This window comes from Pseudomonas sp. DL, assembly GCF_047199225.1.
Lineage (GTDB): Bacteria > Pseudomonadota > Gammaproteobacteria > Pseudomonadales > Pseudomonadaceae > Pseudomonas > Pseudomonas aeruginosa.
Genome location: NZ_CP178323.1, coordinates 1,245,724 through 1,259,816 on the forward strand (window position 1 = coordinate 1,245,724; position 14,093 = coordinate 1,259,816).

At 67.2% G+C, this 14,093-nt stretch carries 15 protein-coding genes; 9 read left to right on the top strand and 6 right to left on the bottom strand.

Annotated features, from left to right (window positions below; translation table 11 throughout):
- Window positions 1–28: 28 nt before the first annotated feature.
- On the bottom strand, window positions 29–979 hold the full coding sequence (locus ACI766_RS05880; protein ID WP_003107361.1) for an aldo/keto reductase: 951 nt from the start codon (window positions 977–979) through the stop codon (window positions 29–31).
- A 180-nt stretch (window positions 980–1,159) separates the two neighbouring features.
- Here ACI766_RS05880 and ACI766_RS05885 point away from each other — a divergent pair, with 180 nt between their 5' ends.
- Window positions 1,160–1,615, top strand: coding sequence for a hypothetical protein (locus ACI766_RS05885; RefSeq protein WP_023097271.1), 456 nt, complete (start codon window positions 1,160–1,162; stop codon window positions 1,613–1,615).
- A 53-nt stretch (window positions 1,616–1,668) separates the two neighbouring features.
- On the top strand, window positions 1,669–2,001 hold the full coding sequence (locus ACI766_RS05890) for a DUF5629 family protein (protein ID WP_003092770.1): 333 nt from the start codon (window positions 1,669–1,671) through the stop codon (window positions 1,999–2,001).
- A 69-nt stretch (window positions 2,002–2,070) separates the two neighbouring features.
- On the opposite strand, the gene leuA is transcribed toward ACI766_RS05890, so the two are convergent.
- Complete coding sequence (leuA, locus tag ACI766_RS05895) at window positions 2,071–3,741, bottom strand: 2-isopropylmalate synthase (protein WP_023085967.1); 1,671 nt, start codon at window positions 3,739–3,741, stop codon at window positions 2,071–2,073.
- A 479-nt stretch (window positions 3,742–4,220) separates the two neighbouring features.
- Here leuA and ACI766_RS05900 point away from each other — a divergent pair, with 479 nt between their 5' ends.
- The 3 genes from ACI766_RS05900 to ACI766_RS05910 all read left to right on the top strand — a co-directional run bounded on the left by ACI766_RS05900 (window position 4,221) and on the right by ACI766_RS05910 (window position 8,454).
- The gene (locus ACI766_RS05900; protein ID WP_003092760.1) at window positions 4,221–4,682 is read left to right on the top strand and encodes a DUF2946 domain-containing protein; all 462 of its coding nucleotides are present in this window, start codon (window positions 4,221–4,223) and stop codon (window positions 4,680–4,682) included.
- Between the two features lie 120 nt (window positions 4,683–4,802).
- Window positions 4,803–6,974, top strand: coding sequence for a TonB-dependent copper receptor (locus ACI766_RS05905; RefSeq protein WP_017148415.1), 2,172 nt, complete (start codon window positions 4,803–4,805; stop codon window positions 6,972–6,974).
- Window positions 6,975–7,038: 64 nt separating this feature from the next.
- Window positions 7,039–8,454: a PepSY-associated TM helix domain-containing protein gene (locus ACI766_RS05910; protein WP_023085968.1), complete on the top strand. Its 1,416-nt coding sequence runs from the start codon at window positions 7,039–7,041 to the stop codon at window positions 8,452–8,454.
- Between the two features lie 17 nt (window positions 8,455–8,471).
- Here ACI766_RS05910 and ACI766_RS05915 read toward each other — a convergent pair whose 3' ends face one another.
- Both ACI766_RS05915 and ACI766_RS05920 read right to left on the bottom strand, forming a co-directional pair.
- The gene (locus ACI766_RS05915) at window positions 8,472–8,867 is read right to left on the bottom strand and encodes a DUF4345 domain-containing protein (RefSeq protein WP_003113807.1); all 396 of its coding nucleotides are present in this window, start codon (window positions 8,865–8,867) and stop codon (window positions 8,472–8,474) included.
- 85 nt (window positions 8,868–8,952) lie between these two features.
- On the bottom strand, window positions 8,953–9,801 hold the full coding sequence (locus ACI766_RS05920) for a M23 family metallopeptidase (RefSeq protein WP_023085969.1): 849 nt from the start codon (window positions 9,799–9,801) through the stop codon (window positions 8,953–8,955).
- Window positions 9,802–9,972: 171 nt separating this feature from the next.
- Between ACI766_RS05920 and ACI766_RS05925 the strand changes: the two genes are divergently transcribed.
- From ACI766_RS05925 to ACI766_RS05935, 3 genes are all read left to right on the top strand, one after another.
- Window positions 9,973–10,362 carry a DUF2946 family protein gene (locus ACI766_RS05925; protein ID WP_003105383.1) on the top strand — a complete coding sequence of 130 codons (390 nt, stop codon included), beginning with the start codon at window positions 9,973–9,975 and terminating at the stop codon, window positions 10,360–10,362.
- Between the two features lie 129 nt (window positions 10,363–10,491).
- Window positions 10,492–10,968, top strand: a complete 477-nt coding sequence (locus ACI766_RS05930) for a copper chaperone PCu(A)C (protein WP_003105385.1) — start codon at window positions 10,492–10,494, stop codon at window positions 10,966–10,968.
- A 56-nt stretch (window positions 10,969–11,024) separates the two neighbouring features.
- Window positions 11,025–11,597 carry a putative natural product biosynthesis protein gene (locus ACI766_RS05935; protein WP_016253048.1) on the top strand — a complete coding sequence of 191 codons (573 nt, stop codon included), beginning with the start codon at window positions 11,025–11,027 and terminating at the stop codon, window positions 11,595–11,597.
- 34 nt (window positions 11,598–11,631) lie between these two features.
- On the opposite strand, the gene ACI766_RS05940 is transcribed toward ACI766_RS05935, so the two are convergent.
- Window positions 11,632–12,261, bottom strand: coding sequence for a cysteine hydrolase family protein (locus ACI766_RS05940; protein ID WP_016253049.1), 630 nt, complete (start codon window positions 12,259–12,261; stop codon window positions 11,632–11,634).
- Window positions 12,262–12,381: 120 nt separating this feature from the next.
- Between ACI766_RS05940 and ACI766_RS05945 the strand changes: the two genes are divergently transcribed.
- Window positions 12,382–13,335: a GlxA family transcriptional regulator gene (locus tag ACI766_RS05945; RefSeq protein WP_003137870.1), complete on the top strand. Its 954-nt coding sequence runs from the start codon at window positions 12,382–12,384 to the stop codon at window positions 13,333–13,335.
- Here the strand turns inward: ACI766_RS05945 and ACI766_RS05950 are convergent.
- On the bottom strand, window positions 13,332–14,093 hold the full coding sequence (locus ACI766_RS05950; RefSeq protein WP_003105392.1) for a M15 family metallopeptidase: 762 nt from the start codon (window positions 14,091–14,093) through the stop codon (window positions 13,332–13,334). The genes ACI766_RS05945 and ACI766_RS05950 overlap by 4 nt on opposite strands.

Here is a 14,093-nt window from a genome sequence, read left to right on the forward strand (position 1 = left end):
GGCGAGGCCGCCCTCGACGGCAGGTCGGTCAATAGGCGCTGGCGCTGTCCAGGCGGTGGATCGCCTGTTCGTCGAGCTTCAGGTGGGTGGCGGCGATCAGGTCGTCGAGCTGTTCCAGGCTGGTGGCGCTGGCGATCGGCGCGGTCACCGTCGGACGAGCGATGAGCCAGGCCAGGGCGACCTGGGTCGGGTTGGCGTTGTACTGCTCGGCCACTTCGTCGAGCGCCGCGAGGATGGCCACGCCGCGCTCGTTGAGATAACCCTTCACCTTCTCTCCCCGGGCTCGCCCGGCGGTGTCGGCCTGGTTGCGGTACTTGCCGCTGAGGAAGCCGCTGGCCAGCGAGTAGTAGCTGATCACCCCGATACCGAGTTCTTCCACCGTCGGCTCCAGGTTGGTCTCGTAGTCGGCACGATCGTACAGGTTGTATTCGGGTTGCAGGCTCTGGTAGCTCGGCAGGTTAAGCCGGGCGCTGACCTGGCGCGCTTCGAGGAGGCGCCGGGCGTCGTAGTTGGAGGCGCCGATGACCCGTACCTTGCCTTTCTTGATCAGTTCGCCATAGGTGGAAAGGGTTTCCTCCAGGTCGGTGTGGGGATCGTCGGTGTGCGACTGGTAGAGGTCCAGGTAGTCGGTCTGCAGGCGTCGTAGCGAGCGCTCCAGGGCCTGCTCGATATAGGCGGCGGAGAGGCCTTTGTGGCCATTGCCCATGTCCATCCCGACCTTGCTGGCGATCACCATGCGGTCGCGTTTGCCGGTGCGTTTCAGCCACTTGCCGATGAGGGTTTCCGACTCGCCGCCCTGGTGCCCGGGAACCCAGCGCGAATAGACGTCGGCGGTGTCGATGCAGTTCAGGCCGGCGTCGAGCAGGGCGTCCAGCAGCCTGAAGGAGGTGCTTTCGTCGGCAGTCCAGCCGAAGACGTTGCCGCCGAATACCAGTGCCGGTATCTCCAGGCCGGAGTTGCCGAGTTTGCGTGTGGTCATGCGTCATCCCTCCTGAGTGCGGTCCTGTGTGGGCGCTTTCGTTCGCACGTCTTGCTGTGACTCCCGGCGGGCGCGGAATGTTCAGCCGGCGCGCAGCGTCCTATAGACTCTGCCGGTTGCCGGGATTTTCCAATGCCGGCCCTGGTAAAGCTTCAGTAAATATCCGCAGGGAGCACACGCATGAACAGCGACACCGAGAATCCGTTCCGCCCACCGGAGGCCCGCCTGGACGAGCCTGACGCCACCCATGGCGAGCCGCTGTACAGGCTTTCCGCGATCGGTCTGGGTACCTTCATCGGCACGCCCCTGGCCGGTGCCTTCCTCGTGGCGGTGAATCTCCGTCGCCTGGGACGGGCGCAGGAAGTCGGGAAAACCTGGCTGGTCGGCCTCTGCCTGTTTGTCCTGCTGCCAGTTCTGGGCGCGATACTGCCGGAGAACATCCCCTCGATCGGCTTCACGGTGGCGCAGATATTCGGCATGGTCTACTACGCCAAATCAGCCTTCGGTCCGGCCCTGGACAGCCACAAGGCAGCGGGCGGAGCGTTCATTTCCAACTGGCGGGCGGCGGGGATCGGCCTGCTGTTCATGTTGGTGGTCCTGTCGGTAGCGATCCCGGTGGTGATGCTGGTGGTGTGAGGGGCAGCCCGCGCTTTGCCTTATCATGAGTTCTTTATCCGCGATGACTGGCCATGACTACACAACGCTACCTGCTCGATGAACTGGAAACCGCCGACATGCTCGAGATCGACGGTCTGCACGCCTGGCGCTTCGAACTCAACGAGAACCTGCTGGACCAGGCGGACCTGGCGGCGGAAGCCGACCAGCCGTTCGCCAGCGAAGACTGGGTGCTGGCGGTGGAAAGCCTGGATGGACGCACCCGTCGCGAGTGGCGTTTTTCCTACAACGCGGTGATGGAAGCCGAGCCCCAGGCCGATGGCGAGTCCTGGCGCCTGACCACAGGGGAGGGGGCGTACCAGCTCCGTTGCCTGGGAGCGGTCAGCGCCAGCGGCGAGGATGAGTGAAGCGACTCAGCTGAAAGATGCCCATGAAAAAAGGGAGCCGCCTGGCTCCCTTTTTCCCTTCCGTGCCGGTCAGGCCGCCTTGGCCTCGGCCTGGGTCACCGCGCGGTTCAGCGCGCTGAACAGGGCGCGGAAGCTGGCGGTGGTGATGTTCTCGTCGATGCCGATGCCGTGCAGCGGGCGCTGGCCCTCCAGGCGGATCTCGATATAGGCCGCGGCCTTGGCATTGGCGCCGGCGCCGATGGCGTGCTCATGGTAGTCCATGATTTCCGCCTTGACCGGCAGGGCGGCCACCAAGGCTTCCAGCGGTCCCTTGCCGATCCCGCGCCAGTGCTGCTTCTCGCCGTCGAAGGAGACTTCCAGGTCGACGGCGCTGGTGCCGTTCTCTTCCTGCAGGCGATGGCTGGCGAGGACGTAGGGCGAGGTCGCCTTGAGGTATTCGTTTTCCAGCAGCGAGTAGATCTGTTGTGCGGTCATTTCCAGGCCGAGACGGTCGGTCTCGCCTTGCACTACCTGGCTGAACTCGATCTGCATGCGCCGCGGCAGGCTGATGCCGTACTCCTGTTCGAGCAGGAAGGTGATGCCGCCCTTGCCGGACTGGCTGTTGACCCGGATCACCGCTTCGTAGTCGCGGCCGATGTCGGCCGGATCGATCGGCAGGTACGGCACTTCCCAGATCGCGTCTTCCTTCTGCTGGGCGAAGCCCTTGCGAATGGCATCCTGGTGCGAGCCGGAGAAAGCGGTATGGACCAGGTCGCCGACATATGGATGGCGCGGGTGGACCGGCAACTGGTTGCACTCTTCGACCACCTTGCGCACCGCGTCGATGTCGGAGAAGTCCAGTTGCGGATGCAGGCCCTGGGTGTACATGTTCAAGGCCAGGGTCACCAGGTCGACGTTGCCGGTGCGCTCGCCGTTGCCGAACAGGCAACCTTCGACGCGGTCGGCGCCGGCCATCAGGCCCAGCTCGGTGGCGGCCACGCCGGTGCCACGGTCGTTGTGGGTGTGCAGGCTGATGATCACGCTGTCACGCTTGTCGACGTGGCGGCCGAACCATTCGATCTGGTCGGCGTAGACGTTCGGCGTGGCGCACTCCACGGTGGCCGGCAGGTTGAGGATGATCTTGTTGTCCGGGGTCGGTCGCCAGACGTCGATCACCGCGTTGCAGACCTCCACCGAGAACTCCAGCTCGGTAGAGCTGAAGATTTCCGGCGAGTACTGGAACGACCACTGGGTATCCGGTTGCTCGGCGGCCAGCTTCTTGATCAGTTTCGCGGCGTTGGTGGCGATGTCCACGACGCCCTGCTTGTCCTGGTTGAAGACGATGCGGCGGAACGACGGGGCGGTGGCGTTGTAGACGTGGACGATGGCCTTCTTCGCCCCGCGCAGGGATTCGAAGGTGCGGGTGATCAGGTCTTCGCGGGCCTGGGTCAGCACCTGGATGGTGACGTCGTCCGGGATGTGGTTGCCTTCGATCAACTCGCGGACGAAGTTGAAGTCGGTATCGGAAGCCGACGGGAAGGCCACTTCGATCTGCTTCAGGCCGACCTGCACCAGGGTCTTGAAGAATCGCATCTTCTTCGCCGCGTCCATCGGTTCGATCAGCGACTGGTTGCCGTCGCGCAGGTCGGAACTGCACCAGATCGGCACCTCGGTGATGGTCTTCGACGGCCAGGTGCGGTCGGGCAGATTGATGGCCGGGAATGGGCGGTATTTCTGCGAAGGGTCTTTCAACATGCTCATGGGGCTAATCCTTTGGAGTCGGTTCCTGGGCCGGCGGGGCCAGGCGAACGCAGTGACGAGATGAAGAGAAGCGTCGCTCAGCCACGCAGTCGCGGGCTGACCAGGCACAGGCAGGCGTGTTGGCGGAGCAGGATGAGGGTGTGTGGTGTTTTCATGCGTACCACACTAGTGAGACTGCATTTGAATGGCAAGCATTAAAGGAAAATTAGTAGAATTTCCCATTTGTGCGGCTTTTGTGGGTTTTTATTCTTTCTCTGCGGTGAAAGCTTGTCCCCGATTGCGCCGCCGGCACGCTCTCCGCAACGGAAAATTCTGCGGCCCCATGCCGCAGAAGAGCCAGCCGCCCTTGTGCGATCATTTCGTTCCCCGTGCCTGGGGCGTATAACGACAGGCGCATTCTTCTTTTCGGCATGACCCGGCGCGAGCGGCCATCCGGCCCGCTACGCGGTGGTCTTCATTCAAGACGGCGGGAGTCGCAGGTGGCGACCACTCTGAAACGACAAGGCATCGGTGCATGGCTGGCTCTGTTCGCCATGCTGATGATCTTCGTCGGGCCGCTGATCTCCCAGTCGATGCCGATGGACCACCCGATGCCGATGGGCGTGGGGATGGGCCACGAAGGCATGTCCCACGAGAACATGGACCATGGCGACATGGCCCATGCCGGCTGTTCCGATGCCCAGCGCTCCGTCGTCCATGCCGGCATGCCGGGGATGGGCGGCGAGGAAGGCAATCGCCTGGCCAGCGACGTGCTCTGGGAGAAGTGCGGTTATTGCAGCCTGTTGTTCCACAGCCCGCCGCTCACCGAAGACGCCTGCCTGGCGCTGTTCTCCGTTCCCTTCGCGACGGCGCCCGCCGTCGCTTTCCTGAACGAGGCGTTCGTCGCCTCGCCGGTGTTTCCCGGCGCCCGTACCCGTGCGCCGCCGTTCCTGATCGCCTGACCTCTTTCAATCCGATAGCCGCCGCTTCCTGGGGGCACCGGCGCGTCTTCGCCGCGCCGGTGACGCGAGCCTGGCCGCGTGCCTGCTCGCCGTGGGGGCGGGGCGGAAGTCACATAGATCATGGAAAAACGTATGTCTACTCAACAACGAGCGGCCGGCAACGCCTGCCCGACCGCCGCTTTCAGCTTCGACCCTGCCCGTCTCGCACAACGCCGCCGCTGGGCGGGAGCCTTCGCCGCTCTGTGCGGCCTGGCCCTGTCTCCGTCGGCGCTCCTGGCCGAGGAACACTCACAGTACCAGGATCACGCCGTGGAGCTGGCGCCGAGCGTGGTCACCGGAGTCGCCCAGAGTTCGCCGCTGACCATCGTCACCAATCCCAAGGAGCCGCGCCAACCGGTGCCGGCCAGCGATGGGGCCGACTACCTGAAGACCATTCCCGGCTTCGCGGTGATCCGCAACGGCGGCAGCAACGGCGACCCGGTGCTGCGCGGGATGTTCGGTTCGCGCCTGAACATCCTCACCAACGGCGGCATGATGCTCGGTGCCTGTCCGAACCGGATGGACGCGCCGACCTCCTACATCTCGCCGGAAACCTACGACAAGCTCACCGTGATCAAGGGCCCGCAGACGGTGCTCTGGGGGCCGGGCGCGTCGGCCGGGACGATCCTCTTCGAGCGTGAGCCGGAGCGCTTCGGCGAACTCGGCTCGCGGGTCAACGCCAGCCTGCTGGCCGGCTCCAATGGCCGCTTCGACAAGGTGCTGGACGCCGCCGCCGGCAACCGGCTCGGCTACCTGCGCTTCACCGGCAACCACGCGCAGTCCGACGATTACGAGGACGGCGCCGGGAATACCGTGCCGTCGCGCTGGAAGAAGTGGAACGGCGACGTCGCGGTCGGCTGGACCCCCGACGAGGACACCCTGATCGAACTCACCGCCGGCAAGGGCGACGGCGAGGCACGCTACGCCGGGCGCGGCATGGACGGCTCGCAGTTCAAGCGCGAGAGCCTGGGCCTGCGCTTCGTCAAATCGAACGTCAGCGATGTGCTGGAGAAGGTCGAGGCACAGGTCTACTACAACTACGCCGACCACATCATGGACAACTTCCGCCTGCGCACTCCCGACCCATCCAGCATGATGCCCATGCCGATGGCGTCCCAGGTGGACCGACGCACCCTCGGCGGTCGCCTGGCGGCCACCTGGCGCTGGGACGACTTCAAGCTGGTCACCGGGGTCGACGCCATGCGCAACGAGCACCGCGCGCGCGGCTCCAAGTACGACATGATGACCGACTACTACACCGACGCCGACCAGTTCCCCTGGAGCAAGGACGCGGTGTTCCACAACTACGGGGCCTTCGGCGAACTGACCTGGTTCGCCGCCGAGCGCGACCGGCTGATCGGCGGGTTGCGCCTGGACCGCGCCTCGGTCAAGGACTACCGGCAGACCCTGAAGTCCGGGCACATGGGCCACGCCATGGCCAACCCGACGGCCAACGACACCCGCGCCGATACCCTGCCCAGCGGCTTCGTGCGCTACGAGCACGACCTCGCCGACTCGCCGACCACCCTCTACGCCGGCCTCGGCCATGCCGAGCGCTTCCCCGACTACTGGGAGCTGTTCTCGCCCAAGCGCGGGCCGAACGGGTCGGTCAACGCCTTCGACAAGATCAAGCCGGAAAAGACCACCCAGCTCGACTTCGGCCTCCAGTACAACGGCGACAAGCTGCAGGCCTGGGCCTCCGGCTACGTCGGGGTGGTCCAGGACTTCATCCTGTTCAGCTATCGCGAGGGCATGATGGGTTCCTCGACCCAGGCGACCAACGTCGACGCGCGGATCATGGGCGGCGAGCTGGGCGCTTCCTACCAGCTCACCGGCAACTGGAAGACCGACGCCAGCCTGGCCTATGCCTGGGGCAAGAACAGCTCGGACGACCGCGCGCTGCCGCAGATCCCGCCGCTGGAAGCGCGCTTCGGCCTGACCTACGAGGAAGGCGACTGGAGTGCCGGCAGCCTGTGGCGGGTGGTCGCGCCGCAGAATCGCATCGCCAGGGACCAGGGCAACGTGGTCGGCAAGGACTTCGACAAGAGCGCCGGCTTCGGCGTCTTCTCGCTCAACGGCGCCTACCGGGTGACTCGCAACGTCAAGCTGAGCGCCGGTGTCGATAACCTGTTCGACAAGGACTACACCGAGCACCTGAACAAGGCCGGCGACGCCGGCTTCGGTTTCTCCGCCAACGAAACGGTTCCAGAGCCGGGCCGGACCTTCTGGACCAAGGTCGACTTCAGCTTCTGAACCTTCAACGAGGCCCCGTCCAGCGGGGCCCGCCTTGCCTGTGTGCGCTCCGATGAGGTGATCCATGCAATCGAACGAAAAGAACGGCCGTGACTTCTACGCGCTGGCCTGGCGCTGGCATTTCTACGCTGGCCTGTTCGTCGCGCCCTTCATGATCCTGCTGGCGCTGACCGGAATCGTCTACCTGTTCAAGCCGCAACTGGATGCGCTGCTCTATCCGCAACTGCTGCGGGTCGAGGCCGGTGCGCAGATGCGCAGCGCCGACCAGTTGCTCGCCGGGGTGCGCCAGGCGCACCCGCAGGCCGCCGTCAGCCAGTACCTGCCGCCGAGCGAGGCGGGGCGCAGCGCGCAATTCGTGATTGGCGAAGAGGGCAGGCAATGGAACCTCTTCGTCGATCCCTACAGCGGGCGCGAACTCGGCCGCCAGGATGCGCAGCTGAATCTCCAGGCGGTGGCCCGGGCACTGCATGGCGAGCTGATGGTCGGGACCGTCGGCGACCGGCTGATCGAGCTGGCCGCCGGCTGGGGCATCGTCCTGGTGGTCTCCGGTCTCTACCTATGGTGGCCGCGCGGGCGGGCGGCGAGCGCGCTGTTCTGGCCGCGCCTGCACCTGCGCGGACGACCGCTGTGGCGCGAGCTACATGTGCTCGCCGGTTTCTGGGGCAGCCTGCTGTTGCTGTTCATGCTGCTCAGCGGGATGACCTGGACCGGCTACTGGGGCAAGCAGTTCGCCGATGTCTGGAACCGCTTCCCGGCGGCGATGTGGAACGATGTGCCGACCTCCGACATGCAGGCCGGTAGCCTCAACAGCGCGTCGCGCCAGCAGGTGCCCTGGCCGCTGGAGAACACTCCGCTGCCGCGCTCGCAGCCGCCGGCGGCCGACGCCCATGCCGAGCATCGCGGGCATTCCGCCCAGGCCGGGCACGCGATGCCGATGGACATGCCGATGCCGGCGGGCATCCCTCTGCAAAGGGTGGTGGATATCGCCCGCGAGCGCGGCGTGGCGGCGGGCTACGGGATCGCCCTGCCGAGCGGGATGGAGGGGGTCTACACGATTTCCGTGTTCCCCGACGATCCGCGCCACGACGCCACCCTGCACATCGACCAGTACAGCGGCAAGGTTCTCGCCGACGTGCGTTGGCAGGACTACAACTCGGTGGCGAGGAGCGTGCAGATGGGCGTCGTGCTGCACGAAGGCAAGCTCTTCGGCCTCGGCAACCAGTTGCTGATGCTCGCGGTCTGCCTGGCGATCCTGCTCAGCTCGGCGAGCGGCCTGTGGATCTGGTGGAAGCGCAAGCCGGCCGGACGCCTTGGCGTGCCGCCGCTGCGCCACGAGCTGCCGCGCTGGAAGAGCGGCATCGCCATCATGCTGGCGCTGGGCGTGGCCTTCCCGTTGGTGGGGGCCTCGCTCCTGCTGGTCTGGGCGCTGGACTGGCTGGTGCTGTCGCGGCTGCCGGCGGTTCGCCGGGTCCTGGCTTGAGACCTGCTGCCCGGCGCTCAGTCGAGGTCGAGCTGGCGGGTCTTCCAGAGTGCCGCCAGCAACAGCACGCAGAGCAGCGCCTCGGCGCCGAGCCAGAGGAAGGTGGTTAGCGCCGGCGAGGCGTCGATCAGCACACCGTAGAGACGCGCCGCGCCGCCGCTGGCGATCACCGCCAGGGCGGCGAGCAGGCCGAGCACCAGGTAGCGGGGGCGCAGGGCGGCATAGCCGAGCAGCAGCCCGATGCCGAAGCTGGTGCCGCCGTAGCTGGCGCGCAGGTCGGTGAGGGCGGCGGGGGTGAGCGGTTCGCCGCTGGTGAGCAGGGAGGCGAGCGGGCCGGGGAAGAAGACGAAGCCCAGGCCGAGGACCACGAACAGTGTCGAGCACAGCCAGAGCAGGCGAAGCGGGTGAGTCATGCGGTGTCTCCCTTGGTCATGAAAGGGGCGCATCGACGCGCCCCCTGTTCCTTCTGACCTCAGCCGGCGCCGCGTTGCTCACTTCTCAGGGCTGGAAGGCACCGATGAAGATTGCCGGGTCGACTCGCGCGTCGTTCAGGCTGACGTTCCAGTGCATGTGCGGTCCGGTGGCCCTGCCGGTGGCGCCGACCTTGCCGAGTACGCCTCCGCGCGGCACCTGCTGGCCGAGCTTCACGTCGATCTTCGACAGGTGGCAGAACATGCTGATGAAGCCCTGGCCATGGTCGACGAACACCGTCTTGCCATTGAAGAAGTAGTCGCCGATGAGGATCACCTTGCCGGCCGCCGGCGCCTTGATCGGCGTACCGGCCGGTACCGCGAAGTCTAGACCGGAATGCGGGTTGCGCTCTTCGCCGTTGAAGAAGCGGCGCAGGCCGAAGGGGCTGGAGAGCGGACCGTCGACCGGCTTGTCGAGCATCAGGTTGCTGGGCAGGCCGGGACTGAAGCGGCGGTAGGCGGCGGTCTGCTCGGCGAGTTCGCGTTCGATGCGCTTGAGGTCTTCCGGCAGCGGATTGACCTGGCGCTTGTTCTTCAGGGTGATGCGCTGCTCGCGGTAGTGCTTGCTGCCGACGCTGAAGCGTTCCTCGTGGTTGCCGGTCGCCGCCCGCACTTCCAGCTTCTGCGGGCCGGGCTTGGTGCTCAGCGGGATGCCGACCACGGCGATCCAGCGGCGGCTCTCCTCGCGCACCACCAGCACCGGCTTGCCCTGGTAGAAGGCCCGCGGCGGCGGGCCTTCCTCGCCGAGGTCGACCACCGCCACCCCGCCGGGCACCGGCTTGTTCAGCAGGCGCATGATGAAGCTGTCGGCCTGGGCGGGCAGGGCGCAGAAAGCGGCGAGCAACAGCGTGGAAACGAAGGCTAGGGTGCGGGGCATCGGCTTCTCGACTCGTCGGGCGTCAAAGCCGTCTATGCTGGCGGAAGAGCGCGGCGGGGGAAAGCCCGCAAGGGTTGCAAACGTTTTCACCTGCGGCACTCTGTCGCGCCCGGCGTTTTTACTTTTGCCCCGCGCTCAGGCATAAAGGGCCCATTCTCCGGAGAACCGACGATGCCCCTGTCACGGCGCCCCGTGGCCTGGCTGGCCAGCCTGGCCGTGCTGATGAACCTGTTCGTGGTGCCGCTTTCGCAGGCGCTGACGACGCAGGAGCGCGCCTCGTTGCTGCTCGGCGGCTTCTGCAGCACCTCGTCCGATTCGCTGCTGCGCCTGAAGCTGGGTGCCGCGCTCAAGGACATCGATCTTCCCGACGACCACGAAAGCCTGGCCCCGCACCTCTGCTGCTGCGCCGGCGCCGCCGGCACGCCCGGACTGGTCGCCTCCTGGCCGGCATTGCCGCTGGCGCCGCTGGCCAGCCCGGCCCGTAACGCCTTCTCCGCCACCGACCTGCCTCCCCTGCGCTATTGGCGCCTCGCCAATCCGCGCGCTTCTCCTGTCGCCTGACTCCTCCCCCGCGCCTTCGACAACCTGGACCTTCGGGTCGGGGCAGGTCGCGGCGCAATACCCTAGCTTCCCCCCTGGAATCGCCGGTCCGACGGAAAAAGACCGGTCATACGCTACTGGAGAGTCACCATGCGCACATCCTTCTTTGCTGCCGCGGCCCTGCTGGCCGTTTCCGCTTTCGCCCAGGCCCACGAGTACAACGCCGGCCAGCTGCACATCGAGCATCCCTGGGCGCTGGCCCTGCCGCCGACCTCGCCGAACGGCGCGGCCTACTTCGTGGTGCAGAACCACGGCAAGGAAAACGACACCCTGCTTGGCGCCGACACGCCGCGCGCGGCTTCCGCCGAGGTGCACGAGCATGTGCACAAGAACGGCATGATGAGCATGCAGAAAGTCGACAGCGTCGACGTCGCACCAGGCAAGGACCTGCGCTTCGCTCCCGGCGGCTACCACCTGATGCTGATGGGCCTGAAGCAGCCACTGGTGGCCGGCGAGCGCTTCCCGCTGACGCTGCATTTCCGCAAGGCCGGCGACGTGCCGGTGGAAATCGTCGTCGAGTCCAAGGCGCCGGCCGAACAGGGCGGGCACGAGCAGCACGGCCACTGAGCGCCGTGTCGAGCAGGGGCGCCCGGCGCCCCGCCTTTGCGTGCGAGGTTCAGAGCATGAACAGCAACAGATATCCCTTGCCGGCGCAGACCGGCCTGGTGGTGGCTCCCGGCCTGCCGCCGAAGAACTCCACCCTGCGTCCGGACCAGCTCAACAAGCGCCTGAGCAGCGCCTGGCACCATCTCTACGACCTTTGCCCGGAACTGCTGAAGATCGATCCGCCGGATGGCCTGACCATCCTCCGTGGTTTCCTGCAATGGGCGGCCGAGCAGAAGGCCGCCTGGAACTGGGCGATGCACCTGCGCCTGTACTGCTGGCTGTTGCAGTCGCCGTTCGGCGCCAAGGTGACCGACGAGCATCTGGAGGTGCTGATGGACGCCTCCGCCGCGCGCTGGACGGTGGACGACACCAGCGCCAACCGCGGCATCCTCCTGGCCAGCCAGGGCGGCGCGCACATCACCCAGGACTGGAAGGCGCCGCAGGCCGGCGCCGGCACGCGTGTGCCGCTGGAGCGCCTGGACCTGCCGGCGCCGAACTGGACATTCGCCTATTGCGCGGTGCCCGACACGCGGCTGCGCGAGTTCCCGGGCTGGAAGCCGTTGCCGGCGCGCGGCTCGCTGGTCGGCTGAGCGCTCGCCGCCCCGCGTGGGGGGCGGCGCCGTTTCAGCGGTTGGCCAGGGCTCGCTGGTTGGAGTCGTAGATGTTGTCGCGTTCCGGAACGTGCCGGCCGGCGAGGCTTTCCAGCCACTCCTCGGTGCTGAGCACGGCGGCGAAGGAGGACTGCAGGACGATGCCGAAGATCCGGTGGATCTCTTCCGCGCTGGCCTGGCCGGCGCGGTTGCGGTAGGGCACCGAGCCGCTGGCGTCGTGCAGGTATTCCACCTGCCAGCCTTCGTGGATCGCCTGGCGGATGGTCGAGTCGTCGCAGTGCTGGGTCATGTAGCCGACCACGGCGAGGGTGTCGATGTCGCGCTCGCGCAGCCAGTCGGCCAGCCCGGTGCCGACGAAGGAACTGGCCAGTTGCTTTTCCACCTTGTGCTGGTAGGGCCGCGAGGCGACCACCTCGTGCAGCTCGGCCTGCCGGCTGCCGCGCGCGAACAACGGCGAGTCCGCCGGTGCCAGGTGCTGCACCACGACGATCGGGATGCCCGCCGCGTGGGCGGCATCCATGGCGGCGCCGATGCGTTCCAGCGACGATTGGATGGAGGGAAATTCGATACGCAGGTTGCCGCTGACGTATTCGTTCTGTACGTCGATGACCAGCAAGGCGCGTTTGGGTTGACGTGCGGACATGGCGTTTCCTCCTGAGTGGGTGAGGCAGATTCTGGTCCCGGCGCGGCGTAGCGAGTGAGTGGCCTGAGAGACAACTTTCGCTAGAATCGGGCCAACCCGCTCATACCCACCGAGGTGTGCATGTCCCGCCAGTCCGTGGCCGTGGTGGCCTTCGACCGCATCAGTCCGTTCCACCTGTCGGTGCCCTGCCTGGTGTTCGGCCAGGAGTGCTACGACCCCTGCGCGCAGGCCTTCGACCTGCGTGTCTGCGCCGCCGAGCCGGGCCGGCTGCGAACCACGGTGGGGTTCACCATCGAGGCCGAGGCCGGGCTGGAAGCGCTGGCCGAGGCGCAGACCGTGATCGTGCCGAGCTGGCGCGATCCACACGAGCGTCCGCCACAAGCGCTGCTGGATGCGTTGATCGCGGCCCGTGCACGCGGTGCGCAACTGGTGGGCTTGTGCCTGGGGGCCTTCGTGCTGGCCGAGGCCGGGTTGCTCGACGGTCGCCGCGCCACCACCCACTGGATGTGGGCGGAGGATTTCGCCGGGCGCTTCCCTGCGGTGCGGGTGGAGCCCGACGTGCTGTACATCGAGGACGACGGCCTGCTGACCTCGGCAGGCACCGTCGCCGGCATCGACTGCTGTCTGCACCTGGTCCGCCAGCGGCTCGGTGCGCAGACTACCAATCACCTGGCCCGGCGCCTGGTGGTGGCGCCGCATCGACAGGGCGGCCAGGCCCAGTTCATCGAGCAGCCGCTGCCGGACAGTGCCCAGGACGGCCGTCTCGGCGAGCTGCTGGTGTGGCTGCGGCAGAACCTCGACCAGGCGCACAGCCTGGACAGCCTGGCACAGCGGGTGCTGATGAGCCGGCGGACCTTCACCCGGCATTTCCGCCAGCTCACCGGCACCACCGTCAGCCAGTGGCTGCAGGCCGAACGCCTGGCCCTGGCCCAGCGCCTGCTGGAAACCACCGAGCATTCGGTGCAGGCGATCGCCGGGCTGGCCGGCTTCGGTTCGGCGGTGTCGTTGCGCCAGCAGTTCTCCGCCGCTTTCGGCCTGCCGCCGCTGGGCTACCGGCGCGCCTTCGCCTCCTAGTCCGCCGGAGGGCGCTTCTGCAACTGCTGGCGCCAGAGCGCGTCCATCGCCTGCAACTGCACCGGGCCGAACAGCGCCTGCGTCGCGCCGGTGTGCCAGGCCCAGAGCTGGTCGCCGAAATCGTAGTGCCACCATTCACTGGGCAGGTTGCTGAAACCGGCGTCGAGCATCGCGTGATAGAGCAGACGACGGTGATCGCGGACGCGTCGCTGGCGCGTGTCGGGCTCCGCCAGGCGTTCGAAGTAGGCGGTGTAGGAGGCCGGCACGGCTTCGTCGAAGGCGCTGCCCATGTCCAGCCAGCGGCCCTGGGCGTCGCACAGGGTGACGTCCACCGCGCCGCCGGTGAGATGCGGGCTGGGCGCCTCGCGGCTGCTGCTCGGCGGCGAGACGAACTGGCGGGTGAGCCGTTCCAGCTCGGCCTCGCCGGCCCGTGGGTAGTGCGCGGCCAGGGCGCTGGACAGGCTGTCGTAGAGATACTGCTGCACGGCGAACGGCCGCCAGGCGTCCAGCACCACCAGGCGCACGCCGCCGGGGAGGGCGGCGGCGACCCGCAGGAGACGCTCGAAGACCTCGCCGCGAGCGTGGCACTCCGGGATCGCGTGAGGAATGCCGAGCTTGTGGTAGGCCGGCCAGACGCTGAACTCGCGGCTCAGCCCGAGCGCCTCCAGCGGCGTGCCGGCATCGACGATGGGGATGCCGGCCACGGCGTGCCAGTCGGGCTCCGGGAGAACGGGGATGGCTTGGGTGAAGTCGGTCAT

Coding starts and splice junctions, on each gene's coding strand:
- ACI766_RS05880 (WP_003107361.1), bottom strand. CDS start 979: ATGACCACACGCAAACTCGGCAACTCCGGCCTGGAGATACCGGCACTG.
- ACI766_RS05885 (WP_023097271.1), top strand. CDS start 1,160: ATGAACAGCGACACCGAGAATCCGTTCCGCCCACCGGAGGCCCGCCTG.
- ACI766_RS05890 (WP_003092770.1), top strand. CDS start 1,669: ATGACTACACAACGCTACCTGCTCGATGAACTGGAAACCGCCGACATG.
- leuA (WP_023085967.1), bottom strand. CDS start 3,741: ATGAGCATGTTGAAAGACCCTTCGCAGAAATACCGCCCATTCCCGGCC.
- ACI766_RS05905 (WP_017148415.1), top strand. CDS start 4,803: ATGGAAAAACGTATGTCTACTCAACAACGAGCGGCCGGCAACGCCTGC.
- ACI766_RS05910 (WP_023085968.1), top strand. CDS start 7,039: ATGCAATCGAACGAAAAGAACGGCCGTGACTTCTACGCGCTGGCCTGG.
- ACI766_RS05915 (WP_003113807.1), bottom strand. CDS start 8,867: ATGACTCACCCGCTTCGCCTGCTCTGGCTGTGCTCGACACTGTTCGTG.
- ACI766_RS05920 (WP_023085969.1), bottom strand. CDS start 9,801: ATGCCCCGCACCCTAGCCTTCGTTTCCACGCTGTTGCTCGCCGCTTTC.
- ACI766_RS05925 (WP_003105383.1), top strand. CDS start 9,973: ATGCCCCTGTCACGGCGCCCCGTGGCCTGGCTGGCCAGCCTGGCCGTG.
- ACI766_RS05930 (WP_003105385.1), top strand. CDS start 10,492: ATGCGCACATCCTTCTTTGCTGCCGCGGCCCTGCTGGCCGTTTCCGCT.
- ACI766_RS05935 (WP_016253048.1), top strand. CDS start 11,025: ATGAACAGCAACAGATATCCCTTGCCGGCGCAGACCGGCCTGGTGGTG.
- ACI766_RS05940 (WP_016253049.1), bottom strand. CDS start 12,261: ATGTCCGCACGTCAACCCAAACGCGCCTTGCTGGTCATCGACGTACAG.
- ACI766_RS05945 (WP_003137870.1), top strand. CDS start 12,382: ATGTCCCGCCAGTCCGTGGCCGTGGTGGCCTTCGACCGCATCAGTCCG.
- ACI766_RS05950 (WP_003105392.1), bottom strand. CDS start 14,093: ATGACCGACTTCACCCAAGCCATCCCCGTTCTCCCGGAGCCCGACTGG.